Here is a 22,852-nt window from a genome sequence, read left to right on the forward strand (position 1 = left end):
TCATCTGTATCGCGTCCAGCGACAGGCCACTTCACAGCGAAGCAGCGCCCTGCGTGAGCGGTCGCGAGCGGCGGGTAGCGTCGATCACATGGCGACGCCGCGGCCCTGCCCCTGCGGCGCCCCCGCGCCCTACGACGCCTGCTGCGGGCCGGCGCACGGCGGCGAGGCACCGGCAGCCACCGCTGAGGCCTTGATGCGCTCGCGCTACAGCGCGTTCGTACTCCGCGACGTCGCCTACCTGCTTGCCTCGTGGCACCCGTCGACCCGGCCGAAGAAGTTGACGCTGGACCCCGACACCCGCTGGGTCGGCCTGGAGGTTCTCTCGGCCAGCGGAGGCGTGTTCGACACCGCCGGCATCGTGGAGTTCCGGGCCACCCACCAAGTAGGCGTGCAGACCGAGCGCAGCCACTTCGTCCGTGAAGGTGGTCGTTGGTACTACGTGGACGGCGTCTCCGCACGCTAGGCCACTGTCAGACCCTCCTAGGTGGGATATGGGGCGCGGGGAGTCGTCACGAGCTTCTGTACATCTCGGGAAAGCCACTTGTACCCTCTCCTACCCCGAGGTCCGAGCCGCCCTGAACGCCGCCGGCCGAGCCGGAAGACTCAACAGCCGGGAACTTGCGCTGGCGGAAAGCCTGTGGTCGCAGCAGTGGTCGGAAATGTCGGTGATCCAACTGACCCCGGCTGTCGCTAGCACGGGCGGCCAGCTTGCGGCACGCCACGCGCTGAAGGGCAGCGACGCCGTTCACCTCGCGAGCGCCGCTGCGCTTGCCGACGGAAATGCCGTGTTCGTGGCGTGGGACCAGCGACTGCGGGCGGGCGCTCTGGCTGAGGGACTGTCTGTCGCGCCCGTCTTGGCTGACTGACCGTCAGTCGACCTGGAACGACCGCTTCGCGAAGCCGAACTGGAAATCGTCGATGACGGTCAACGGGCTCGCCATGCCTTCGGCGGACACCGACCCGGTCGGCGCCTGGAAGGCGGCACGGGACCAGATCCAGACCGCACTTGAGGACCCGGCGGTCGCGACCATGCAGGTCCGAGAGCCCGATGGGGAAGTCGACCTTCGAGGAGTTGGTCGGCAGCTTCGGCGTCGGCGACGTCCTGGTCCACACCTGGGACCTGTCCCGGGCCACCGGTCAGGACGAGACGCTCGACCCGACGGAAGTCAGCCGACCGTTCGCCCTCATGCAACCGATGGACATGATTCAGCGAGCCTGCAGAGCGTCCATGCCCACCGTGGCGGCGAGCAGCAGCCGCCGGTCGAGCACCCGGGCGGTGTCGGCGGAAGCGTCGATGTCGTAGACGTCGCGCCACTTCCAGCGCCGGCGCCGGTTGGTTGCCAACACCGTCTCGTCCCGCCGGAACTCGAAGTCGTAGGCGATCGGCAGCCAGTTGGCGACGTTCTCCACGTACGGCACGAAGCCGAGGATGCGCCGGAACAGGGCTTTGGCGAGCGAGACCTCGCGCGCCCGGCAGACCTCCTGGCCGTCCGGGGAGAACAGCGCGTAGGTCGATCGGAACAGCGATGACCCGAACACCTTCTGGATCTGTCCTACAGCCATGCCGTCGGGGGTCGCGATGTCGTAGCGGGCCTTGGGGTCAAAGCGCTGCCGGGCCAGAATGCGCATCAGCGGCTGGGTCTTGGACTCGTCGGCGAAGAAGCCGATGTCTTCCTTGAACTTGAAGCGCTTCTGCTCGACGAAGCAGAACGGCGTCCCGTCACCCGCGTTGTCGGGCACCGAGAATTCGTACTGGTTGATCACCCACTTGACCCGCTGCCGCAGGACGAACCGGTCGTGGCCGTTCGGGTCGATGTGCATGTCACGAGCCTAGGCCCGCCCGTCCTTCACTAGCGTGCAGCCATGGCCCTCGATCTCTTCGCCGGCATCGCGGTGGCCGACTACTCGCGAGCCCTCGCGTGGTACCGGCAGCTGCTGGGTTCAGAACCGTTCATCCTCAACGACGCTGAAGCGGTTTGGGAGTTGCCCGAGCACCGCTTCCTCGTCGTCGAGGCTCGGCCCGAGCGCGCGGCACGCGCTGCACACCGTTTGGCGGGTTCCCGCCGTAAGTCCTCGAGGCTGAGGCTGCAATTCGTTACGTGGGATTAGTTGTGAGGCGCCCTGATCGCCCCTGGTGTAACCAATTGCAGCTTCAGCACCGGTCTCGGCCGGGCAAGGCTCGGCTCGGCATCCCCCGCCCCCAGATAGGCGCGGTACGCTCGCTCACGCGCCGTCAGCGTTGAATTCTCGTCGCCGAGCCACCACTCCGCGCGGCTCAACCCCTCCCACGCCTCGGGCGGGTCGCCTGCCTGGCGAGCGGCATGTCGCGCGTGGCGGGGTCCGCGCGGAGCGTGCGCGCGACCTCGATGCCGGTGAACTTGGGCATCCAGCAGGGAGTTCGTCACCTGGACCACCCGTCCAGCAATCGGCGAACGACCGGCAGGAGCAGATCGGCATCATCGTCAACGACAAGGATCTTGGCCAAGGCGGCACTCTCTCCGGAGGTTGCCGCAGGGCTGGGCGGATCCTGTGCAGGATCGGACGCCACGACCGTCGCCCGTCAAGCCCGCCGACATACAGCCGAGCCCGCCGGACTGTCTATCGACCGCCCGGCAACCGACCTTGAGGTTCTGCGGGTTCTCCGGGTTCGGCGGACCGGGAGTACCAGCTGAGAATCCCGTCCACGTCACTGTCGGGGGCGTCCAGCGCCGTCAGAGATCCCAGACGGAGCGAGAGATCAGGTCTTCGTTAGTTGACATAACGTACATTATCGGCGCTTGCGTGAACGGGGCGGGAGCGCAGAACTACGACTCGATCAGCATCACACGGCACCTCCGGCAACTGACGCTCGGTCAGCCGGCCGGCCGGAGCCGGGACCCTCAGGAGGCGACGTACGCGGCCAGGTGCTGGCCGGTGAGGGTCTTCTTGCGGGCGCCGATCAGGTCGGCCGGCGTGCCCTCGAAGACGATGCACCCGCCGTCGTGGCCGGCGCCGGGCCCGAGGTCGATGATCCAGTCGGCGTGGGCCATCACGGCCTGGTGGTGCTCGATGACGATGACGGACTTACCGGAGTCGACGAGGCGGTCCAGCAGGGCGAGCAGGTTCTCCACGTCGGCCAGGTGCAGGCCGTTGGTGGGCTCGTCGAGGACGTACACCCCGCCCTTCGCTCCCATGTGCGTGGCCAACTTGAGGCGCTGACGCTCACCACCGGACAGGGTGGTCAATGGCTGACCCAACGTCAGATACCCGAGTCCGACGTCCTTGAGTCGATCCAGGATCGCGTGCGCGGACGGGGTCTTGGCCTCACCGTCGCCGAAGAACGCCTCCGCCTCGGCGACCGGCATCGCCAGCACCTCGCTGATGTCCTTCCCGCCGAACTTGTAGTCCAGCACCGAGGCGTCGAAACGCTTGCCCTCGCACTGCTCGCACAGGGTGGAGACCCCGGCCATCATCCCCAGGTCGGTGTAGATGACGCCGTTGCCGTTGCAGGTCGGGCAGGCTCCCTCGGAGTTCGCGCTGAACAACGCCGGCTTGACGTTGTTCGCCTTGGCGAACGCCTTGCGGATCGGCTCCAGGAGCCCGGTGTAGGTCGCGGGATTGCTCCGCCGCGAGCCCTTGATCGAGCCCTGGTCGATGGCGACCACACCGTCGCGGCCGGCCACCGAGCCAGAGATCAGCGAACTCTTGCCCGACCCGGCGACCCCGGTGATGACGACCAGGAGCCCGAGGGGGATGTCGACGTCGACCTTCTGCAGGTTGTGCAGGTTCGCCCCGCGGACCTCCATCGCGCCGGAACTCGCGCGGACCGAGTCCTTGAGCGAGGCGCGGTCGTCCAGATGACGCCCCGTCAGGGTGCCGGAGGCCCGCAGCCCCTCCACGGTGCCCTCGAAGACCACTTCCCCACCGCCGGACCCGGCCCCGGGGCCGAGGTCGATGACGTGATCGGCGATCGTGATGGCCTCCGGCTTGTGCTCGACCACCAGCACGGTGTTGCCCTTGTCGCGGAGCTGGAGCAACAGGTCGTTCATCCGCGCGATGTCGTGCGGGTGGAGCCCGATCGTCGGCTCGTCGAAGACGTAGGTGACGTCGGTGAGCGAGGACCCCAGGTGGCGGATCATCTTGGTCCGCTGCGCCTCTCCCCCGGACAACGTGCCCGACGGCCGCTCCAGCGAGAGGTAGCCCAGCCCGATCTCGACGAACTTGTCCAGGGAGTGCTGCAGGTTCCCGAGCAGGGGCGCGACCGAAGGCTCCTTGAGGGTGCGCACCCAGGCGGCCAGGTCGGAGATCTGCATTGCGCAGGCGTCGGCGATGTTGACGCCGCCGATCTTCGAGGCCCGGGCGTGTTCGGCCAGACGGGTGCCGCTGCAGTCGGGACAGGTCTGGAACCCGACCGCGCGGTCCACGAAGGCGCGGATGTGCGGCTGCATCGCCTCGACGTCCTTGGACAGGAACGACTTCTGGATCTGCGGAATCAGGCCGAGGAAGGTGAGGTTGATGCCCTCGACCTTGATCTTGGTCGCTTCCTTGTGCAGCAGGTCCGCCAGTTCCTTCTTGGTGAACTTCTTGATCGGCTTGTCGCAGTCGAAGAAGCCGCAGCCGTTGAAGATCCGGCCGTACCAGCCCTCCATCGAGTAGCCGGGGATGGTGATGGCGCCCTCGTTGATCGACTTGTTCTGGTCGTAGAGCGCAGTCAGGTCGAAGTCGGAGACCTTGCCCATGCCTTCACAGCGCGGGCACATGCCGCCGGTGATGGAGAAGCTGCGCCGCTCCTTGACCTGCTGCCCGGCCTTGGTGATGGTGACCGCGCCGGCGCCGCTGATCGACGCGACGTTGAACGAGAACGCCTGCGGCGACCCGACGTACGGCTTGCCGAGGCGGCTGAACAGGATGCGCAGCATCGCGTTCGCGTCGGTGACGGTGCCGACGGTGGACCGGGCGTTGGCCCCCATCCGCTCCTGGTCGACCAGGATCGCCGTCGTCAGTCCGTCCAGCACGTCGACGTCGGGGCGCGCCATGGAAGGCATGAAGCCCTGCACGAACGCGCTGTAGGTCTCGTTGATCATCCGCTGGGACTCAGCTGCGATGGTGCCGAAGACCAGCGAACTCTTGCCGGATCCCGAAACGCCGGTGAACACACTGAGCCGGCGCTTCGGGATCTCGACGTTGACGTTCTTCAGATTGTTCACCCGTGCGCCGTGCACGCGGATCATGTCGTGACTGTCGGCGGCGTGCAGACCATTCGGCCGAGCAGCGGAGGCGGCGGGCTTCTTGGCAGCAGGCACTGATGCAGTCCTCTGTGTCGCGGGGTGGTCGATGCGCTCAGGACAGTTGCTGGATCCGGACGGTGTTGCCCGAGGGGTCGCGCACCGCGCAGTCGCGCGAGCCCCACTGCTGGTCGATCGGCTCCTGCATGATCTCCGCGCCACTGGACTCGAGCTTGGCGAAGACGCCGTCCAGGTCCTTGGTGGCGAGCATGATCGATTGGTAGGTGCCCTTCGCCATCATCTCGGCGATGACCTTGCGCTCCTCGTCGGTGACGCCGGGGTCGGCGACCGGGCGGGTGGAGCACGATGTTGACCTCAGGCTGGTTGGGCGGCCCGACGGTCAGCCAGCGCATGCCCTCGTAGCCCACGTCGTTGCGGAGCTCGAAGCCGAGGGTGTCGCGGTAGAACGCCAGAGCGGCGTCAGCGTCGTTGTGCGGAAGGAAGGTGGCGTGAATGTTGATGTCCATGCCGCTCATGCTCTCCGGCTCCCCCGGCTCGATGCTTCTTGATTCCTGATCGGTCTGGTGACCGTTCTGGCAACGCACGGGGGCATGCCTTCAGTTTCCAGGGAGCCGTCCCGGCGGTAAACACTCGGTGAGACCCCGACCAGCTCGGTGAACCGAGTGCTGAAAGTGCCCAGCGACGAGCAGCCGACCGCGAAGCAGATGTCGGTGACGGACAGCTCGGTCAGGCGCAGCAGCGCCATCGCCCGCTCGATCCGCCGGGTCATCAGGTAGGAGTAGGGCGACTCGCCGTAGGCCGCCTTGAACTGTCGGCTCAGGTGACCGGCGGACATGTGCACGCCGCACGCGAGGGCCTCGACGTTCAGCGGCTGGGCGTACTCGCGGTCCATCCGATCGCGGACCTTGCGCAGCAGGGCGAGGTCGCGCAGGCGCTGCTCGTCGGCCGGTTCGCTGGACACCGCCCAGATGTTGTCACGACTGCGTGGCGGCCCGATCGGTCGCGGCGATCACGGTCCCGAGGGCCCCGTGCAGTGCCACCAGATCCTCCACCCCGATCCCCAGCCGGCGGACGACGGCGTAGGGAATCTTCTCCGCCTCGGGGCGCAGGGCGCGTGGGGTCCCCCGCAGCTCAACCCGCACAACGACCCGCTGGCGCTGCTGGCCCGCCGCCGCGAGGAGCGCTACGCCGGCCGTACGCGCTGACCGACGTAATCTCGGCAGCATGAGCTCCGTAGCCGCCGACCTGACGTTGGAGAACACCTTCGCGCGCGACCTCGACGGGTTGTTCGTGCCCTGGCAGGCGGCCCAGTTCCCCGAGCCGGCGCTGCTGGCCCTGAACGAGGAGCTGGCCCGCGAGCTCGGGCTGGATCCGGCGACGTTGGCGACACCGGCCGGGATCGCGCTGCTGATCGGCGCGGATCTCCCCGCGGGGGCGGCCCCGATCGCCCAGGGTTACGCGGGCCATCAGTTCGGCGGCTACTCCCCCCGCCTCGGCGACGGCCGCGCCCTGCTGCTCGGTGAGCTGACCGATGCGGCGGGCCGCCGGCGCGACCTGCACCTGAAGGGCTCGGGCGGCACACCGTTCTCCCGAGGCGGCGACGGCAAGGCCGCGGTCGGCCCGATGCTGCGCGAGTACGTCATCGGAGAAGCGATGCACGCTCTCGGCGTGCCCACCACCCGAGCCCTGGCGGTGCTGGGCACCAGTGAGCAGATCGCCCGCGAGGAAGGCCTCCTCCCCGGGGCCGTGCTGGTCCGGGTTGCCGCCAGTCACCTGCGGGTCGGCAGCTTCCAGTACGCCGCGGCGATGACAGCGGCCAAGAAGGACCCGACGATCCTGCGGCGCCTGGCCGATTACGCGATCGCCCGCCACCACCCTGCCGCGGCAGAAGCCGACCAGCCCTACGTCGCCCTGCTCGAGGCGGTGACGCAGCGTCAGGCCGAACTCGTTGCGCGCTGGATGTGCCTGGGGTTCGTGCACGGGGTGATGAACACCGACAACGTGACGATCTCCGGCGAGACCATCGACTACGGGCCGTGCGCGTTCATGGAGGGCTACGACCCCGGGACGGTGTTCAGCTCCATCGACCACGCCGGGCGCTACGCCTACGCCAACCAGCCGCCGATCACCCTGTGGAACCTGTCCAGGTTCGCCGAGTCCCTGCTCCCCCTCGTCAATGAGGATGTCGATGAGGATCAGGAAGCCGCGGTCGCGAAGGTCGTCCCCGTGCTCGACACCTTCGCCGACCACTTCGCCGCCGCGTGGCGCGCGGGCATGCTGGCCAAGGTCGGGCTGGCCGACACCGGGGACAACGTCGAACTCCTGCAGGAACTGCTCGCGCTGATGCAGACCGCCCGCGTCGATTGGACCTCGTTCTGGCGGGCCCTCGCGCAGGACGCCCGCGGCGGGACCGTCGCCCGGGACATGTTCCTCGCCCGCGAGGATTTCGATGCCTGGGCCACCCGGTGGCTGGACCGCAAGCCCGACGCCGAAGCGATGGACGCGGTCAACCCCGTCTACATCCCGCGCAACCACAAGGTGCAGGAAGCCCTCGACGCCGCCACCACGGGCGACCTGGGCCCGGTGACCCGCCTGATCGAGGTGATCCGCGAGCCCTACGTGGTGCGCCCGGGCCTGGAGGCCTACGCCGAGCCGGACCCGAACGGCGGCGGGTACGTCACCTTCTGCGGAACCTGACCGCAACAGGCCAGTACGTTGGCGGCCATGTCACGTCTGGACGGCAAGGTCGCCCTGATCACCGGCGCCGCCCGCGGCCAGGGACGCAGCCACGCGCTGCGCCTGGCGGCGGACGGCGCCGACATCGTTGCGCTCGACATCTGCGCCGACATGCCTACCGTCGCCTATCCGCTGGGGACCCCGGCCGACATGGCCGAGACCGTCGCCGGGGTCGAGGCAGCCGACCGCAACGCCCTCGCCGTCACCGCCGACGTCCGCGACGTCGAGGCGATGAAGAGCGCGGTGGCCGAGGCCGTGGACCGCTTCGGCCGCCTGGACATCGTCATTGCCAACGCCGGCATCGCGCTGCCGGCCTGGGGGGTGTCCGACGCGCAGGCCTTCGTCGACCAGATCGAGGTCAACCTCACCGGCGTCTGGAACACCGTCCACGCCGCGGCGCCGGCGATGATCGACGCCGGCAACGGCGGGTCGGTCGTGGTGATCAGCTCGGTGATGGGCCTGTCCGGTCGCACCGGCGGCGGCAACGGAGCCGCGGACGGCTACACCGCCGCCAAGCACGGCCAGGTCGGCCTGGTGCGGGCCTGGGCCCGCTGGCTCGCCCCCCACGACATCCGGGTCAACAGCGTCCACCCCAGCGGCGTGGCCACCCCGATGGTGCTCAACGACGCCATGGCCGTCCTGTTCGCGGACAAGCCGCCGCCGGAGAAGGGCAGCGACGTCGGCAACCTGCTGGATGTGACGATCCTTCAGCCCGAGGACATCAGCAACGCGGTGGCGTGGCTGGTCTGCGACGAGGCGCGCTACGTGACCGGAGTCGCGCTGCCGGTCGACGCCGGATTTGCCACACCATGATCCCTTTGGGGTAGCCCGAGGGGCATGCTGGCAGACATGGAGCGGATCACTGCCGATCTGGGCGCGCAGCATGGCGAACTGCGCGCCGTCCTCGAAAACCTGGCGGCCGAGCAATGGGACACCCCGTCGCTCTGTGAGGGCTGGTCGGTCGCCGACGTCGTGCTGCACCTGGCCCAGTCGGACGAGATCGCCCTCGGCAGCGCCCGGGGCACGATCGCCATCGCTGCGCCCAGCGCCGGGTGGGACATGGAGGCCATGTACACCGGCCAGGCGACCGTCGACGAGATCGCGGCGGAGGCGGTGAAGAAGCAGCGCGGTGCCACTCCGACCGAGCTGCTGGCCCGCTGGTCCCGCGCCGCGGACGGCCTGGTCTCGACCCTGGCGCTGACCGACGCCAAGCGACTGCTGCCCTGGGTCGTCGGCGAACTGCCGGCCCGCACCCTGGCCACCACCCGCCTCGCCGAGTGCTGGATCCACACCGGCGACATCGCCCACGGCGTCGGCGCCACGCAGGAGTTCAGTGACCGGCTCTGGCACGTCGCCCGCCTCGCCTGGCGCACCATCCCGTACGCCTTCGAACGGGCCGGCCAGGTGCTCGGCGGCCCGGTCGCGGTGACCCTCGACACCCCCGACGGGGACGTGTGGGAGTTCACCGACGGCGAGGCGGTCACTACCCTGACCGGGGACGTGATGACGTTCTGCCAGGTCGCGGCCCGGCGCATCCCGGGGCACACCAGCGGGCTGCACGCCTCCGGGCCGGACGCCGACGCGGTCCTGGACCTGGTCCGCACCTTCGCCTGAGCGCGCCCCGGACCCGGCGCGCGACCGACGCGTCAGCCCTTCACCGATTATTCGGGGGCGTTCTGTCGGTCTACCGCTCTAGTGTCACAACCGCTCCGCGAACGAACCACTCACACGCTTTGGGGGAATCGACTGTGGAGCGTCTCGCACACTTCGTGCTGCGCCATCGCCGGATGGTGATGCTCGCCTGGCTCGTCATGTTCATCATCGGGGTGGGGGCCGCCTCCAAGGTGCCGGATCGGCTCAACGTCGACTTCTCCCTCCCTGGCCAACAGGGCTACGAGACCTCCAAGGACATCCTCGACGAGTACGGCAACGCCGGCCCGACCTCGAACGTCCCGGTCATCGTGACCGCGACCGTCCCGGCAGGCCAGAGCGTCACCGACCGCGCCGCGGACATCGAGCCGGTCATGCAGAAGCTGCGCGAGGCGATCCCGGAGGCCCGGGTCGCGGACTTCTTCTCCGCCGACAAGGACCTCTTCCTCACCAAGGACAAGCGGACCACCTGGGCGTACGTCTACCCCAAGGAGTTCGAGAGCTTCTCCGACCCACTGCCCGATGACGCGTTGCAACCCGCGCTCGACGAGGCGAACGAGGCGACCGACGTCGACTGGACGATCACCGGCTACGGCACCCTGGCCGCCGGTGAGGGCGAGGAATCCAGCGACTCGGCGCTCCTGGTCGAGGTGCTGCTCGGTGGAGTCGGTGCGCTCGTCGTGCTGTCGTCCCTGTTCGCCAGCCTGCTCGCGCTCGTCCCGCTGCTCATTGCCGCGGTCTCGATCCTGACCACGTTCCTCGTGGTCCTGCTCCTGACCTACGTGATGAACGTCAGCTTCGTGGTGCAGTTCCTGATCGCCCTGATCGGCCTGGGTGTGGCGATCGACTACGCCCTGCTGCTGGTCAACCGATGGCGGGAGGAGCGCGCCCACGGCCGGGACAACCACGACGCGGTCGTGGTCGCGATGAAGTACGCCGGGCACGCCGTCGTGGCCAGTGCCGGTACCGTCGCGGTCAGCCTGTGCGCACTGCTGGTGATCCCGGTCCCGCTGCTGCGCAGCATGGGCATCGGCGGCATGCTCATTCCGGTCGTCAGCACCCTCGTCGTGTGCACCCTCCTGCCGGCGCTGCTCGGCGGCATCGGCCCCCGGGTCGACTGGCCGAGGATCCGGCACGAGGACAAGCCCTCGCGCGGTTGGAGCGCCTGGGCCCGCGGCGTGGTCAAGCGCCGCTGGGCCGCCGCCGGCGTCGCGACGCTCCTGCTCGGGCTGCTGGTGGCCCCGATCTTCGGCATCAAGATCGGCCAGGCCCGCACCGAGTCCCTGGCCAATGCCGGGCCCGCCTACGAGGCTCTGCACACCCTGGTCGACGGCGGCATCGCGGCCGGCGTGGTCTCCCCCATCGAGGTGCTGATCACCGGCCCCGACGCGGCCGAGTCGGCGGGCAAGGTGGTCACCGCCGCCGAGTCGACGCCCGGTGTCTTCGGCGCCTTCGCGCCCAGCGACGGGCAGTGGCGCAAGGGCGACTCGGTCCTGGTGGACGTCATCCCGATCAACGAGACGGTCGACACCGATCAGGCCGGCATTGTCGACGACCTCGCTGCCTCGCTCGACGGCATCCCCGGGGTGGTGGGCCTGTCCGGCACCGGGCCGACGATCCAGGACTACATCGAGGCGGTCTACAAGAACTTCCCGCTCAGTCTCGGATTGATCGCGCTGGTGACCTTCATCCTGCTGGTGCGGACCTTCCGCTCGATCCTGCTGCCGCTGAAGGCGGTGCTGCTGAACATCATCTCGGTCGCCGCGACCTTCGGTGCGACGGTGCTGTTCTGGCAGGAGGGCATGGGCTCGGAGCAGATCTTCGACATCGAGGCCACCGGAGCGGTCACCTTCTGGCTCCCGATGCTGATCTTCGCGTTCCTGTTCGGCCTGTCGATGGACTACGAGGTCTTCATCCTCGCCCGGATGCGGGAGGAGTACGACAAGACCGGGGACACCGACGCCGCGGTCATCGAGGGGCTGGCCAGAACCGGGCGCCTGGTGACGGGCGCGGCGATGATCCTGTTCCTGTCCTTCCTCGCCCTGGCCTCCTCCCCGGGGACCGACATCAAGGTGCTGGCCACCGCGCTGGGCATCGGCATCCTGCTCGACGCCACGATCGTGCGCGCCTTGCTGGTGCCGGCCCTGGTCTCGCTGTTCGGGGAGTGGAACTGGTGGCTGCCGGCATGGGCGGCCAAGCCGCTGCGGCTCGAGCCGAACCCGCGGCCAGGCAAGCGGCTGCCACTACCACCCGAGGAGCCCGAGCGGGAGATGGTCCACTCCGGCTCCGAGCCGTACTAGCAACCGACCGGCCGCCCGGCACCCAGCCGGGCGGCCTTTTCGGGCTTGGTCAGAGCCGGTCCAGGCGCGCCAGGCGCGGGTCGTCCTCCCCCATGAGGTGAACCAGCCAGGCACGGGCCTCAGCCCGGTCCACTCGGCCGTGGTCGAGCATGTTCTCGATGTCAGCCCAGTCCTGGGTCCGGTTGAACAGCGCTTTGAAGATCGTGAGATCGGTTGCCGAAATGATCGGAATCGTGGTGCCGGCGAACGGCACCCGCTCGGTCCGGCCGGCGACGACGGTGTGCAGCTCGTCCTGTGGGAAGAACAGGTCGACCGGCGTTCGGTCCCAGAACAGCCGGGTCTGGCCCGTGCGAGAGATCTGCGCGAGGTCCGGGTCGGACCAGGCGACCCCCGCGGGCAGCGCTTGCACGACCGTGCGCGCCTTGCGGGTGGGGACGCTGATGTTCACATCGATGTCCGCCGTCGCCCGCGGGCTGGCGACGTGGAAGCCCAGCGCGATCGCCCCGCCGAACGCGTGCTCGATGCCGCCGTCGGCCAGGGCCTGGTCGACCGCCACGATCTTCTCGACGAAGGACGTCATCGGCGGATCATCGCCTTGAACGGACCGAACGCGGGCGACGGTGCTGCCTCGACCGCCGGCATGGCGTCGACTAGGCCGAGGACGTCGGCCAGCTCCTGACCCTGCCTCAACCGATCTAGTTCCGGTGTCGCCGCCAACAGATCCAACCCGGCAACGGCCAGCAGCCGGGCCAGCATCGCCGCCGACGGCTGCTTGGCCGAGGTCTCGTACGCGCACAACTGACTGGCCGGCATTCCAGCCCGCCGAGCGAACTCCGCCTGGCTCCACTCGCGCCGGCGCCGCGCCTGCCGGAGCAGTCGGGCCGCGCTCGACTCGGGATCGGTTCGCGCCACGGCATTAGCTTATCAGCTAAGGTCTCCACGGCGCTTGCCGGGAGGCCGCGCTCGCGGGCAACTCCAGACGTGGTGATAATCTGGGTGCCATGAATTCACCACATCCGGTGCCGGTGAAGGTCGACGCTCAGGGGCGGCTGGTTCTCCCGCGCCACCTGCGCGAGGAGCTGGTCTCCCTCCCCGGTCAGGTTCTGGCCCGTCGCACACCCGACGGCGTGCTTCTCACCCCCGCGACACCCGCCGGCGAGCCGGCTCTCGGCGCCGACGGGCTGCCGGTCCTCGCCGTGGGCCGCGCGGTGTCGAACGACGAGGTCCTGGCCGCCATTGACCGGGAGCGCGCCGACCGGTGATGGACACGTCGGCGCTAGTGGCCGCCCTCGTCGCCGATCACCAGTACCACTCGCTGGCCCGCCCGCACCTCCGCGCAGACGGCCGGCTGCCCGCGATCGTGCTGGCGGAGACCTTCTCCCAGCTCCGACGGACGTTCGGCCAGTCGGCGGCCAACTCTGCGGCGCTGTTGCGACCCTGGTGGGCCGACCGCAAGCGGATCCTGCCGACGACGGCCGCCGCCACCGCAGCGATCCTCCGCCGGGCGGGCGAACTCGATCTGGGCGGCAGCATCCATGACGCCCTCGTCGCCCAAGTGTGCAAGGAGCACGACATACCGCTGGTTACCCTGGACGGTCGCCAGCACCGCCTCGCCCTCGCCCTCGGGGCCGGAAGCACCTATCTGCTCGCCTGACCACGGCCCATCATCGGCGGCTGCGAGTGGACCAGCGAGCGCCTGACGCTGAACGTGTTCCTGTCGATGCGGCGGCGGACTGCACGCCGCCGGGCCGGACGCCGACGCGGTCCTGGACCTAGTGCGCACCTTCGCCTGAACGGTCGGCAGCGGCGCCTGATGAGGAGGCGGACACGCGCTCGTAATCTGATTGCCCGTCAACTAACCTCAGCAAGCGGCTCGAACCAGTCGAGTCCGGTGAACCGCGCGAAGCCCCGGTCGGCGGTGGCCAGGCGGCTGCCATGGGACAGCGCGACCGCGGCGAGCCACGCGTCAGGCACTAGGTTGCCGCGCACCGCGCGGTCACCCCGCACGATCTCGGCAAAGCGATTCCAGGTTGCCGGGGTGGCGTGCAAGGGACGGGCCCTCGGCGCGGTCCGGAGTGCGGTCACAAATCGCAAGGCATCGGCGGTGGGCGCCGGCTTGGTGAAGATGCGCGGGTTGGTGACGACTCGCAGGAACGCCGCGAGCACGGTATCGACCAGACCCAGCTCCTCCCGCCCGGAGAGGACACCATTGAGCCAGGCCGAATACGCCGCATGGTCTTCCGCCTCGCGGCGATACGCGTAGACCAGCACGTTGACGTCCGGCTGGATCACCGCAGGCCGTCCGCGTCCAGCGCCGCCGCGAAAGCCTCGCGATCGGCTGGGTCGACCAGAAACCGCGTCGTCCGATCCCCGAAGGTCGGCAGCGGCTTCGGCGCAGCGTCCTCGTCGGTCTTGCCCAGCACCGCCCTGAGTCCCTCTTCGACCAGGCTCGTGAACGTCCGGCCTTCGGCGGCGGCCTTGGCCTTCGCAGCTTCGCCGAGTGCGTCAGGCAGGTTGATGGTCGTTCTCATACATACGAGCATACGCCCTCCTCATCGCGCCAAAGGGCTGAGCGTAAGGAGCGCGACCGACGGTTTCAGCGTGCTTGTGGACATCCTGCGCCTGAACCAACGATGGCCCTGGACCGAGTTGATCACCAGCGGCCACCAACGACTCGCGGCACCCGCTCGGTCCGGCCGGCGACGACGGTGTGCAGCTCGTCCTGTGGGAAGAACAGGTCGACCGGCGTTCGGTCCCAGAACAGCCGGGTCTGGCCCGTGCGAGAGATCTGCGCGAGGTCCGCCCCGCCGCGATCAGCGCTACTGGGAGATGACTGGTAGTCTATTCCCTATGGAGACCACCGTTGACTCCGTTGGCCGCATCGTGGTGCCGAAGGCGCTGCGAGACGCCCTGGGCCTGGTCCCCGGCTCGACGGTCGACGTCTCGCGCTACGGCGCGGGGCTGCAGTTGGTGCCCAGCGGCCGCACGGCGCAACTGGTCGAGGAGGGTGGCGTTTTGGTGGCCACCGGCGACACCACGATCGACGATGACACCGTGTTCGGGCTGATCGACTCCGACCGCCGGTGACCGCCGCGCTGGCGTTGGACACGAGCGTCGCCGTCCCCCTGCTAGTCGCGACCCACGCCGCGCACGCCGAGGTTGTGGAGTGGTGGGGCGGGCGCCAGATATCTCTGTGCGGTCATGCGCTCGCGGAAACGTACTCGGTCTTGACGCGCCTCCCCGGCGACATCCGGCTCAGCCCGGCCGACGCCGCACGACTCATCGCGGAGCGTTTCGCCCCTCCGCTCCTCCTCGCGGCGAAGACGTCACGCGGGCTGCCCACGCTGCTCTCCGAGTTGGGTATCGCGGGCGGAGCGGTCTACGACGCAATCATCGGCCTCGCGGCCGTCGGTGCTGACGCCACCCTCGCCACGCGAGACGCGCGGGCCCGGGACACCTACCGTGCGGTCGGCGCGCGGACGGTCGTCGTCGGCTGATCCCGGTCAGCGGATGCGCCCGCGCAAGCAGTCGAGAACCCCCAGTCGAAGCGGCCGCCCACCCGGTACGTGGGCGGGGTCCGGAACGGGGTGAGCCCGTAGCCGCTGAAGACCGGTTCGACCCTGCGAGGCTGTTGGCCGACTCGTCGTTGCATTCGCTGGGGCGAGCGCGGCGGACGGAAAACTTTGCCAAGCGAGCTGTCCCGACGCGGCTGCGACGGAGCCCGAACGGGTACCCCGGCACCTGAGCCTCCCCGGGGATCATCGAAGCGCGCAGGTGAGACTTGACGGTGCCTCAGATCTGCTCGCGGACGGCCTGTGACCAGCTGGCGGCAGCCAAGAACACCCACCAGCTGCTGATCGGCACCGGCGGCGGGACCCGCGCCCGGCACGCGTACACGGTCGGCGCCGGTCTCGGCCTGCCCACCGGTGTCCTGTCCGGCCTCGGGGCTGCAGTGGCCGCGCAGAACGCGGCGATGCTCGGGTACCTGATGGCCCGCTACGGGGTGCCGGTGGTCGCCAGCGACGGCTTCGCCGCCGTGCCCCTGCACCTGGCGCAGTCGCACGCCGTGATCTTCCCCGGCATGCCGCCCTTCGGCATGTGGCACCCGAGCCCGGACGAGGGTGTGATCCCGCCGTACCGCACCGACGCCGGCATCTTCCTGATCGCCGAGGTCTACGGCTGCAAGCAGCTCATCTACGTCAAGGACGAGGACGGCCTCTACACGGCCAACCCCAAGACCGACAAGAACGCGACGCTGATCCCCCGCGCCACCGCCGAGGAGGTCATCGCGATGGATCTGCACGACGTCGTGATCGAGCGCCCCGTCCTGGACCTGATGCGCAACGCCCGCTTCATCCGCAGTGTCCAGATCATCAACGGCCTCAAACCGGGTCTACTCACGCGCGCCCTCGCCGGCGAGCACGTCGGCACGATCATCTCCGCCGACTGACGTCCCCGCCGCTGCGCCCCGAGGAGCCTCAAGAAATGACCGACCCGACCTTCAGCGCCAAGGACGTCCCGTCCCAGCTCATGCAGCAGACGCTGCTCGACCGCAACCTCGTCAAGGTGGTCGACCGACCGATCACCCGCTTGATGCCCGACCTCAACATCGTGCTGCTCGGCGGCCGGTCGATCCTCGACCGCGGCGGTGAGGTGGTGACCTCGCTCGTCGAGGAACTGCGGGCCGCGATGGGCTCGCTCCAGCTCCTCGTCCTCACCGGGCCCGGCGTGCGCGCCCGGCACGCCATGAGGATCGGCCTCGACCTCGGCCTGCCCACCGGGGTCCTGTCCAACCTGGCCTCGATCGAGGGCGAACAGAACGGCGCCATGGTCGCCGCCCTGATGGCCACCGACGGCGTGTCCATGGTGGGCCACGGCACCGCCGCCCACCAACTCGCGACGCACCTGGCCGCTTGCCCGCTGGTCGTCTCCAACGCCTACCCGCCGTTCGGTCTGCACGAGCTGCCGCCGGCCGTCGGCAAGCTGCCGGTCCACGGGGCCGACGCCGGTGCGCTGCTGCTCGGCGACTCCTACGGCGCGGCCCGCGTGGTCCTGGTCAAGGACGTCGACGGCATCTGCACCGGGGATCCGGCCCAGGACTCCTCCGCCACGCTGCTCCCCCGAGTTTCCGCGGCCGAGCTGCGCGACCTGGCCACCAGCCCGGTCGAGCCGGTGCTGGCCGACCTGCTGGATCGCGCCCGCCAGATCCGCGAGCTGCAGATCGTCAACGGGCTGGTCCCGGGCAACCTGACCAAGGCCCTCGCAGGCGATCATGTCGGGACGATTCTGCACGCCTGAGAAGGATCCGCAGCTCGCAGCCGCACACCACCGTTCGGTGGATTCCCGGCCGCAGATTGGCGCCTCCCGGCGCAGATGCGAGGTGGAAACTGCTACTTTCTAGGGTTTTGCCTCGCATCTGCCATAGAGTGCGCCGGTGACCACATTTCGCATCAGCGAGGTCGCTGCCCTCATGGGCGTCTCGACCGACACGGTTCGACGTTGGACGGACAGCGGCCGCCTACCCGCGACCCGCGAGGCAAACGGTCACCGCTCGGTGGACGGCGCCGCCCTGGCCAGGTTCGCCCGTGAGCTCGCCGAGGACCCGGATCCGAACCGAGCCGTCAGCACGTCGGCGCGTAACAGCATGCGCGGAATCGTCACCCACGTCGTCCGGGACACCGTGATGGCGCAGGTCGAGATGCAGTGCGGCCCCTTCCGGATCGTCTCCTTGATGAGCCGCGAGGCCGCCGACGACCTTCATCTGGAACCCGGTGTGCTCGCGATCGCGATGGTCAAGTCGACCAACGTGATCGTGGAGCTGCCCGATCCCGACTGACTTCCCCCCTTCCTTCCGCCTGTCCCTCGCAGGAGTTCCGATGTCACGCATGCGTACCCGCGTTGCCCTGTTCTCGGCCACCACCCTGGCCGCCACCGCCGCCGTCGCCACCTTGACGGTCGGCTCCTCGACGGCCTCTCCTGACCTGTCCAACGCGCCCACGGTCAACGCCGCGGGCCAGGACGCCGCCGCGAAGCACAAGGGCATCAGCATCAACGGCGCGATCGAGGACCGCGGGGCGATCAGCCGCGCCGAGTTGGAGGACTTCACCCAGCGCCCGATGAAGATGAAGTACCAGACCAGCGGCGGCGAGCAGTCGCACCGCTACAGCGGTCCGCTGCTGCTCGCCGTGCTCAACTCCGTCGAGCCCAACTTCAGCTCCGACAAGCACGACCCGCTGCGCTTCGTCATCCTGGTCAAGGCGACCGACGGCTTCCTCGCCGCGCTGACCTGGGGCGAGATCGACCCCGAGCTGGCCAACAAGCGCGCCATCATCGCCCTCACCGAGGACGGCAAGAAGCTCGACCGTCCGCGCCTGGTCCTGCCCGGTGACCGCCACGGCGCCCGGCAGGTCTACGACGTCGCCACCATCAGCCTGCTCCGCCTCACCCCGAACATGGCCAGCGGCGCAGCCGGCAAGCAGGAAGACCACGCGGACGTCGGACACAACCACTGACGACCCATCAGATTCCGTTCGGTCCGCCCTCGGACACCGCCACCACCCCAGGAGAATTCATGCCCCGCTCGTTGCGGTTCCGGCGCAGCTGCACCGTCGCGGCCGCACTCGCTCTGACCCTTCCGCTCGCCGCCTGTTCGGACGACGACGACGTCGCCAGCCCGTCCGGTGGAGACACCCCCGCGCCCAGCAGCAAGGAGTTGGTCGTCTTCGCGGCCGCCTCACTGACCGGGACCTTCACCGAGCTCGGCAAGACCTTCGAGGCGGCGCACCCGGGAACGAAGGTCACCTTCAACTTCGGGTCGAGCGGCACCCTCGCCACCCAGATCAACGAGGGCGCTCCGGCGGACGTGTTCGCCTCGGCCTCCCCGGCCACGATGAAGACCGTCACCGACGCCGGCAACGGCGCGGGCACCGCAGTGACGTTTGTGAAGAACCGCCTCGAGATCGCCGTGCCGACCGGTAACCCCGGCAAGGTCGAGGGCATCGAGGACTTCGCCGATGACGACCTCGACATCGCGCTGTGCGCCGACACGGCTCCGTGCGGCTCCGCAGCGGACAAGATGTTCGCCGCGGCGAAGATCACGCCGAAGCCGGACACGCGCGAGGCCGACGTCAAGGCCGTCCTCACCAAGGTGGAGGCCGGTGAGGTCGACGCCGCGCTGGTCTACCACACCGATGTACTGGCCGCCGCCGACGGCAAGGTCGAGAGCATCGAGTTCGACGAGTCCGACCTGGCGATCAACGACTACCTGATCTCGGCCCTGAAGGACTCCGACGAGGCCGACCTCGCGGCGGACTGGGTGGAGTTCATCCAGACCGACGACGCGCAGGACGTGCTCACCGGCGCCGGCTTCGAGTCGGCGGAAGGCTCGGCCACTGCGTCGCCGTCGGCCTCGGCCACCTCGACGAGTTCGTCGTCGAGCGAGGATGAGGAGTCGACCGAGCCGAGCGAGTCTCCGTCGGCCACCTCGACGTCGTGACGGAGTCGCCGACGACGTGAGCACCACCGGGACCGACCACGTGGGGGCGGGCAGCGCGAAACGCGCCGCCCGTCCTCCGCGTCCACCCCGCGAACGCTCCGGGGTCCCGCCGCTGCTGGTGGCCCCCGCCGCGCTCGGCCTGATGTTCCTGATCATTCCGCTGATCGGGCTGATGGTCCGGGCGCCGTGGACCGAACTGCCCGACCAACTCGGCCGGGAGATCGTCCGCGACGCGCTGATGCGCTCGCTCTACACCGCCTCGATGGCGACGCTGACCTCGCTGCTACTCGGCATCCCGATCGCGGTCGTGCTCGCGCACGGCCGGTTCCGCGGCCGTGGCCTGGTCCGCGCGCTGGTGACCGTCCCGCTCGTGCTGCCCCCGGTGGTGGGCGGTGTCGCCCTGTTCACCGCGCTCGGGCGCAAAGGAGTGATCGGCGAGCCCCTCCACGATTGGACCGGGTGGTCCCTGCCCTTCACCACCAATGCCGTCATCGTTGCGGAGACCTTCGTGGCGATGCCGTTCCTGATCATCGCGGTCGAGGGCGCGCTACGCGGCGCGGACTCCCGCTTCACCGAGGCGGCCGCCACCCTCGGGGCCACCCGGTGGTACGCGTTCCGGCGAGTGACGCTCCCTCAGATCATGCCCGGCGTCGCGGCCGGAGCCGTGCTCTGCTGGGCCCGCGCTCTCGGCGAGTTCGGTGCGACCGTGACTTTCGCTGGCAGCCTCGAGGGACGCACCCTGGTGATGCCCTCCGCGGTGTACCGCGAGCTGGAGGCGGGGCGGCCGGGCACCGCGATCTCGCTCAGTCTTGTCCTGATGTCGATTTCGGTCATCGTGCTGGCCAGCCTGCGTGAGCACTGGATCTCACCAGCGAGAACGCGATGACCGCGCCACCAACGGAACCCGTGCCGGGACTCGACGTCAACTTCCACGTCGGGCGCGGAAACTTCAATCTGGTTCTGGAGCTGACGGTCAGTCCGGGCCGGACCACGGCCCTGCTCGGGCCCAACGGCGCCGGCAAATCGACCGCGCTGCGCGTCTTCACCGGGTTGCTGCGTCCGCACGACGGCTACGTCCGCCTCGACGGCCTGACCCTCGACGGTCCCGGCGTCCACGTGCCGCCGGAGAAGCGACCCGTCGGCGTGGTCTGGCAGGACTACCGGCTCTTCCCCAACCTGTCCGCGCTCGACAACGTCGCCTTCGGGTTGCGCACCCGTGGGGTGAACAAGGCCGACTCGCGCGCGACGGCCGCGGTGTGGATCGAGCGGATGGGCCTGACCGAGCACGCCGGCAAGCGGCCCTCCTCGCTCTCCGGCGGGCAGGCCCAACGGGTCGCGTTGGCCCGCGCGCTGGCCCCCGAACCCAAGCTGCTGCTGCTCGACGAACCGCTCGCGGCCCTCGACGCGCGCACCCGACTGGACGTCCGGACAAACCTGCGCAAGCACCTCGCCGACTTCGGCGGCGCGACCGTGCTGGTCACCCACGACCCCCTCGACGCGATGGTCCTCGCCTCCGACGTGCTGGTGCTCGAGGACGGGGCAGCCGTCCAGCGCGGCGCGGTCGCCCAGGTCGCGCGGCACCCGCAGACCGACTACGTCGCCCGGCTGGTCGGCCTCAACCTCTACCGCGGCACCGCTGACGCGGACGGCGTCCGCCTCGCGGACGGCACCCTGATCGCCGCCGTCATGGCCCATCTTGCCCCGCACGACCCGGCCGAGGTGATGGTGGCGTTCCCGCCGAGTGCGGTCAGCATCTTCACCGAGCGTCCGGTCGGCACTCCGCGCAACGTGTTCAACGCCCACATCACCGACATGGAACTGCACGCCGGCTCGGTCCGGCTGCACCTGGAGGGCAGCCTGGACGTGCTGGCCGATGTCACCGCCGGCGCAGTCGCGGAACTTGATCTGGTGCCCGGCCGCGAGGTGTGGGCGACGGTGAAGGCGACGGAGACCTCCGTGTACCCGGCTTAGGCTGCTCCGCTGCTTATGGTGAGAGCCATGCCTCTGCCTGGCCGCACTGCTCCGCTCCTGCTCGAGCTCGACCTCAACGTCGCCCTCGTCGACCCACCGCCGCAGGCACCGCTGGCCAAGGTCATGGGGCGCGGGCAACCCGCGCTGCGCGACGTCCTCGGCGGGCTGCACCGGGCGGCGAAGGACCCGCGGGTGGCCGGGCTGATCGTGCGCACCGGTGGGGTGCAGCAGCCGCTGGCCTACGCCCAGGAGTTGCGGGACGCCCTGCTGGAGTTCGGTTCCTCGGGCCGTCCGACGGTCGCCTGGGCGGAGACCTTCGGTGAGTTCGGGCGCGGCACCGCCGGCTACCTGATCGCCACCGGCTGCACCGAGGTCTGGCTGCAGCCGACCGGCGAGGTCGGGCTGACCGGCTTCGCCGTGGAGGGCACCTTCGTCAAGGAACTCTTCGACCGGGCCGGGATCCGGACCGAGGTCAGCACCCGGCGCGAGTACAAGAACGCGCCCAACGTGGCGACTCAACGCGGCTTCACCCCGCCGCACCGGGAGGCGATGACGCGCCTGGTGGACTCGAGCCTGCACAGCGTCGTCGAGGAGATCGCGGAGCGGCGCGGGCTGGACGCCGAGGCGGTGCGCGCCCTGATCGATCGTTCCCCGCTGTCCGCTGCTGAGGCGCTGGAGGCCGGACTGGTCGACCGGCTCGGCTACCGCGACGAGGCCTACGGCGACCTTCGAGCACGGGTGCCGGAGGCGGAGCTGCGCTTCCTGCACCGGCTCTCCCCGCGGCCCGCTGACAAGCTGCGCGCCGCGACCAACCGGGACAAGCGCCGGGTCGCCCTGGTCGACGTCGTCGGCGGCATCAGGTCGGGGCGCAACGGGCGCGGGGTGCTCGGCGTCGCCGCGGGATCGGACAGCGTCAACGCCGCCCTGCGCGCCGCCACCGCGGATCAGAACGTCGCTGCCGTGGTGCTGCGGGTGGACTCCCCGGGCGGGTCCTACATCGCCTCCGACGCGATCTGGCGGGCCAGCTTGGCGCTGCGGTCGGCCGGCAAACCACTGGTGGTCTCGATGGGCGGGGTGGCGGCTTCCGGGGGCTACTACGTCGCGATGGCCGCCGACCGGATCCTGGCCCAGCCGGGCACCGTGACCGGCTCGATCGGGGTGTTCGGCGGCAAGGTGGTGATCGGGGACCTGCTGACCCGGCACGGCATCGACCACGACGCGATCACCGCCGGCGCCCGCGCTCGCCTGGGCTCGGCCCGCGTCGGCTTCGACCCCGATCAGCTGGCCGCCTTGGAGGCCTGGCTGGACCGGGTCTACGCCGACTTCACCGGCAAGGTGGCCGCCGCCCGCGGGCTGTCCGCGTCGGCGATCGAGGAGGTCGCCCGCGGCCGGGTCTGGACCGGAGCGGATGCCCGCGAACACGGCCTGGTCGACACGTTCGGCGGGCTGCAGGAGGCGGCCGCCCAGGCCCGGGC

General features: G+C 69.7%; 26 protein-coding genes and 2 pseudogenes. 18 read left to right on the forward strand and 10 right to left on the reverse strand.

The features are described 5' to 3' along the window. Positions 1-88 precede the first annotated feature (88 nt). Entirely contained in the window at positions 89-463 is a 375-nt protein-coding gene (locus tag H0X00_RS02415) for a YchJ family protein (RefSeq protein ID WP_293767104.1), read from the forward strand. 406 nt (positions 464-869) lie between these two features. On the opposite strand, the gene H0X00_RS02420 is transcribed toward H0X00_RS02415, so the two are convergent. Further along, entirely contained in the window at positions 870-1,031 is a 162-nt protein-coding gene (locus H0X00_RS02420) for a hypothetical protein (RefSeq protein WP_293767105.1), read from the reverse strand. A 175-nt stretch (positions 1,032-1,206) separates the two neighbouring features. Then, positions 1,207-1,821, reverse strand: a complete 615-nt coding sequence (locus tag H0X00_RS02425; protein WP_293767106.1) for a hypothetical protein — start codon at positions 1,819-1,821, stop codon at positions 1,207-1,209. 42 nt (positions 1,822-1,863) lie between these two features. Here H0X00_RS02425 and H0X00_RS02430 point away from each other — a divergent pair, with 42 nt between their 5' ends. After that, positions 1,864-2,109 carry a hypothetical protein gene (locus tag H0X00_RS02430; RefSeq protein WP_293767107.1) on the forward strand — a complete coding sequence of 82 codons (246 nt, stop codon included), beginning with the start codon at positions 1,864-1,866 and terminating at the stop codon, positions 2,107-2,109. A 770-nt stretch (positions 2,110-2,879) separates the two neighbouring features. Here the strand turns inward: H0X00_RS02430 and H0X00_RS02435 are convergent. From H0X00_RS02435 to H0X00_RS02450, 4 genes and pseudogenes are all read right to left on the reverse strand, one after another. Then, complete coding sequence (locus H0X00_RS02435; RefSeq protein WP_367186399.1) at positions 2,880-5,210, reverse strand: ATP-binding cassette domain-containing protein; 2,331 nt, start codon at positions 5,208-5,210, stop codon at positions 2,880-2,882. Between the two features lie 109 nt (positions 5,211-5,319). Further along, positions 5,320-5,740, reverse strand: a pseudogene (locus tag H0X00_RS23595) (VOC family protein). Further along, complete coding sequence (locus H0X00_RS02445) at positions 5,737-6,186, reverse strand: helix-turn-helix transcriptional regulator (protein ID WP_293767110.1); 450 nt, start codon at positions 6,184-6,186, stop codon at positions 5,737-5,739. The pseudogene H0X00_RS23595 and the gene H0X00_RS02445 overlap by 4 nt, the downstream one beginning before the upstream one ends. Before the next feature lie 13 nt (positions 6,187-6,199). After that, a pseudogene (locus H0X00_RS02450) lies at positions 6,200-6,340 on the reverse strand (MarR family transcriptional regulator); the annotation flags it as partial. A 109-nt stretch (positions 6,341-6,449) separates the two neighbouring features. Here H0X00_RS02450 and H0X00_RS02455 point away from each other — a divergent pair. The 4 genes from H0X00_RS02455 (at position 6,450) to H0X00_RS02470 (ending at position 11,911) form a co-directional block, all read left to right on the forward strand. Beyond that, positions 6,450-7,922: a YdiU family protein gene (locus H0X00_RS02455; protein WP_293767113.1), complete on the forward strand. Its 1,473-nt coding sequence runs from the start codon at positions 6,450-6,452 to the stop codon at positions 7,920-7,922. 27 nt (positions 7,923-7,949) lie between these two features. Then, positions 7,950-8,774 carry a mycofactocin-coupled SDR family oxidoreductase gene (locus tag H0X00_RS02460; RefSeq protein ID WP_293767114.1) on the forward strand — a complete coding sequence of 275 codons (825 nt, stop codon included), beginning with the start codon at positions 7,950-7,952 and terminating at the stop codon, positions 8,772-8,774. Between the two features lie 24 nt (positions 8,775-8,798). Then, positions 8,799-9,575 (forward strand): maleylpyruvate isomerase family mycothiol-dependent enzyme, encoded by a 777-nt coding sequence (locus H0X00_RS02465; protein WP_293767115.1) that lies wholly within the window; start codon positions 8,799-8,801, stop codon positions 9,573-9,575. Positions 9,576-9,709: 134 nt separating this feature from the next. Beyond that, complete coding sequence (locus H0X00_RS02470) at positions 9,710-11,911, forward strand: MMPL family transporter (RefSeq protein WP_293767116.1); 2,202 nt, start codon at positions 9,710-9,712, stop codon at positions 11,909-11,911. 49 nt (positions 11,912-11,960) lie between these two features. Here H0X00_RS02470 and H0X00_RS02475 read toward each other — a convergent pair whose 3' ends face one another. Together H0X00_RS02475 and H0X00_RS02480 are read right to left on the reverse strand one after the other, a co-directional pair. Beyond that, positions 11,961-12,491, reverse strand: coding sequence for a hypothetical protein (locus H0X00_RS02475; RefSeq protein WP_293767117.1), 531 nt, complete (start codon positions 12,489-12,491; stop codon positions 11,961-11,963). After that, positions 12,488-12,823 carry a helix-turn-helix transcriptional regulator gene (locus H0X00_RS02480; RefSeq protein ID WP_293767118.1) on the reverse strand — a complete coding sequence of 112 codons (336 nt, stop codon included), beginning with the start codon at positions 12,821-12,823 and terminating at the stop codon, positions 12,488-12,490. The genes H0X00_RS02475 and H0X00_RS02480 overlap by 4 nt, the downstream gene beginning before the upstream one ends. Before the next feature lie 89 nt (positions 12,824-12,912). Here H0X00_RS02480 and H0X00_RS02485 point away from each other — a divergent pair, with 89 nt between their 5' ends. Then, on the forward strand, positions 12,913-13,173 hold the full coding sequence (locus H0X00_RS02485; RefSeq protein WP_293767119.1) for a hypothetical protein: 261 nt from the start codon (positions 12,913-12,915) through the stop codon (positions 13,171-13,173). Next, complete coding sequence (locus H0X00_RS02490) at positions 13,173-13,565, forward strand: PIN domain-containing protein (protein WP_293767120.1); 393 nt, start codon at positions 13,173-13,175, stop codon at positions 13,563-13,565. The genes H0X00_RS02485 and H0X00_RS02490 overlap by 1 nt, the downstream gene beginning before the upstream one ends. 197 nt (positions 13,566-13,762) lie before the next feature. Here the strand turns inward: H0X00_RS02490 and H0X00_RS02495 are convergent, their stop codons facing one another. Further along, positions 13,763-14,203: a TA system VapC family ribonuclease toxin gene (locus H0X00_RS02495; RefSeq protein ID WP_293767121.1), complete on the reverse strand. Its 441-nt coding sequence runs from the start codon at positions 14,201-14,203 to the stop codon at positions 13,763-13,765. Then, a complete protein-coding gene (locus H0X00_RS02500; protein ID WP_293767123.1) occupies positions 14,200-14,442 on the reverse strand; it encodes a hypothetical protein in 243 nt (80 codons plus the stop codon). The genes H0X00_RS02495 and H0X00_RS02500 overlap by 4 nt, the downstream gene beginning before the upstream one ends. 319 nt (positions 14,443-14,761) lie before the next feature. On the opposite strand from H0X00_RS02500, the gene H0X00_RS02505 reads away from it, so the two are divergent. The 10 genes from H0X00_RS02505 to H0X00_RS02550 form a co-directional block, all read left to right on the forward strand. Next, on the forward strand, positions 14,762-14,998 hold the full coding sequence (locus H0X00_RS02505) for an AbrB/MazE/SpoVT family DNA-binding domain-containing protein (protein ID WP_293767124.1): 237 nt from the start codon (positions 14,762-14,764) through the stop codon (positions 14,996-14,998). Then, positions 14,995-15,408, forward strand: coding sequence for a PIN domain-containing protein (locus H0X00_RS02510; protein ID WP_293767125.1), 414 nt, complete (start codon positions 14,995-14,997; stop codon positions 15,406-15,408). The genes H0X00_RS02505 and H0X00_RS02510 overlap by 4 nt, the downstream gene beginning before the upstream one ends. Before the next feature lie 284 nt (positions 15,409-15,692). Then, the gene (locus H0X00_RS02515) at positions 15,693-16,361 is read left to right on the forward strand and encodes a uridine kinase (RefSeq protein ID WP_367186397.1); all 669 of its coding nucleotides are present in this window, start codon (positions 15,693-15,695) and stop codon (positions 16,359-16,361) included. A gap of 35 nt (positions 16,362-16,396) precedes the next feature. After that, positions 16,397-17,209 carry a hypothetical protein gene (locus H0X00_RS02520; RefSeq protein ID WP_293767126.1) on the forward strand — a complete coding sequence of 271 codons (813 nt, stop codon included), beginning with the start codon at positions 16,397-16,399 and terminating at the stop codon, positions 17,207-17,209. Positions 17,210-17,345: 136 nt separating this feature from the next. Next, complete coding sequence (locus tag H0X00_RS02525) at positions 17,346-17,747, forward strand: TOBE domain-containing protein (RefSeq protein ID WP_293767127.1); 402 nt, start codon at positions 17,346-17,348, stop codon at positions 17,745-17,747. 40 nt (positions 17,748-17,787) lie between these two features. Continuing rightward, complete coding sequence (locus H0X00_RS02530; protein ID WP_293767128.1) at positions 17,788-18,423, forward strand: hypothetical protein; 636 nt, start codon at positions 17,788-17,790, stop codon at positions 18,421-18,423. 59 nt (positions 18,424-18,482) lie between these two features. After that, the gene (gene modA, locus H0X00_RS02535; RefSeq protein ID WP_293767129.1) at positions 18,483-19,406 is read left to right on the forward strand and encodes a molybdate ABC transporter substrate-binding protein; all 924 of its coding nucleotides are present in this window, start codon (positions 18,483-18,485) and stop codon (positions 19,404-19,406) included. Between the two features lie 112 nt (positions 19,407-19,518). After that, positions 19,519-20,292, forward strand: a complete 774-nt coding sequence (modB, locus tag H0X00_RS02540) for a molybdate ABC transporter permease subunit (protein WP_367186400.1) — start codon at positions 19,519-19,521, stop codon at positions 20,290-20,292. Further along, positions 20,289-21,377, forward strand: a complete 1,089-nt coding sequence (locus H0X00_RS02545) for an ABC transporter ATP-binding protein (RefSeq protein WP_293767131.1) — start codon at positions 20,289-20,291, stop codon at positions 21,375-21,377. Before modB ends, H0X00_RS02545 begins: the two co-directional genes overlap by 4 nt. A gap of 27 nt (positions 21,378-21,404) precedes the next feature. Further along, positions 21,405-22,852 (forward strand): S49 family peptidase (locus tag H0X00_RS02550; protein WP_293767132.1); only part of this gene is annotated, 1,448 nt, incomplete at its 3' end.

It is taken from the genome of Sporichthya sp. (assembly GCF_013815995.1).
Classification (GTDB): domain Bacteria; phylum Actinomycetota; class Actinomycetes; order Sporichthyales; family Sporichthyaceae; genus Sporichthya.

Bases quoted from the DNA above. Each gene is read 5' to 3' on its own strand.
- H0X00_RS02460 (WP_293767114.1), top strand. From the start codon at position 7,950: ATGTCACGTCTGGACGGCAAGGTCGCCCTGATCACCGGCGCCGCCCGC.
- H0X00_RS02415 (WP_293767104.1), top strand. From the start codon at position 89: ATGGCGACGCCGCGGCCCTGCCCCTGCGGCGCCCCCGCGCCCTACGAC.
- H0X00_RS02430 (WP_293767107.1), top strand. From the start codon at position 1,864: ATGGCCCTCGATCTCTTCGCCGGCATCGCGGTGGCCGACTACTCGCGA.
- H0X00_RS02425 (WP_293767106.1), bottom strand. From the start codon at position 1,821: ATGCACATCGACCCGAACGGCCACGACCGGTTCGTCCTGCGGCAGCGG.
- H0X00_RS02520 (WP_293767126.1), top strand. From the start codon at position 16,397: ATGACCGACCCGACCTTCAGCGCCAAGGACGTCCCGTCCCAGCTCATG.
- H0X00_RS02420 (WP_293767105.1), bottom strand. From the start codon at position 1,031: ATGGTCGCGACCGCCGGGTCCTCAAGTGCGGTCTGGATCTGGTCCCGT.
- H0X00_RS02490 (WP_293767120.1), top strand. From the start codon at position 13,173: ATGGACACGTCGGCGCTAGTGGCCGCCCTCGTCGCCGATCACCAGTAC.
- H0X00_RS02530 (WP_293767128.1), top strand. From the start codon at position 17,788: ATGTCACGCATGCGTACCCGCGTTGCCCTGTTCTCGGCCACCACCCTG.
- H0X00_RS02500 (WP_293767123.1), bottom strand. From the start codon at position 14,442: ATGAGAACGACCATCAACCTGCCTGACGCACTCGGCGAAGCTGCGAAG.
- H0X00_RS02505 (WP_293767124.1), top strand. From the start codon at position 14,762: ATGGAGACCACCGTTGACTCCGTTGGCCGCATCGTGGTGCCGAAGGCG.
- H0X00_RS02435 (WP_367186399.1), bottom strand. From the start codon at position 5,210: ATGATCCGCGTGCACGGCGCACGGGTGAACAATCTGAAGAACGTCAAC.
- H0X00_RS02485 (WP_293767119.1), top strand. From the start codon at position 12,913: ATGAATTCACCACATCCGGTGCCGGTGAAGGTCGACGCTCAGGGGCGG.
- H0X00_RS02455 (WP_293767113.1), top strand. From the start codon at position 6,450: ATGAGCTCCGTAGCCGCCGACCTGACGTTGGAGAACACCTTCGCGCGC.
- modA (WP_293767129.1), top strand. From the start codon at position 18,483: ATGCCCCGCTCGTTGCGGTTCCGGCGCAGCTGCACCGTCGCGGCCGCA.
- H0X00_RS02475 (WP_293767117.1), bottom strand. From the start codon at position 12,491: ATGACGTCCTTCGTCGAGAAGATCGTGGCGGTCGACCAGGCCCTGGCC.
- H0X00_RS02545 (WP_293767131.1), top strand. From the start codon at position 20,289: ATGACCGCGCCACCAACGGAACCCGTGCCGGGACTCGACGTCAACTTC.
- H0X00_RS02465 (WP_293767115.1), top strand. From the start codon at position 8,799: ATGCTGGCAGACATGGAGCGGATCACTGCCGATCTGGGCGCGCAGCAT.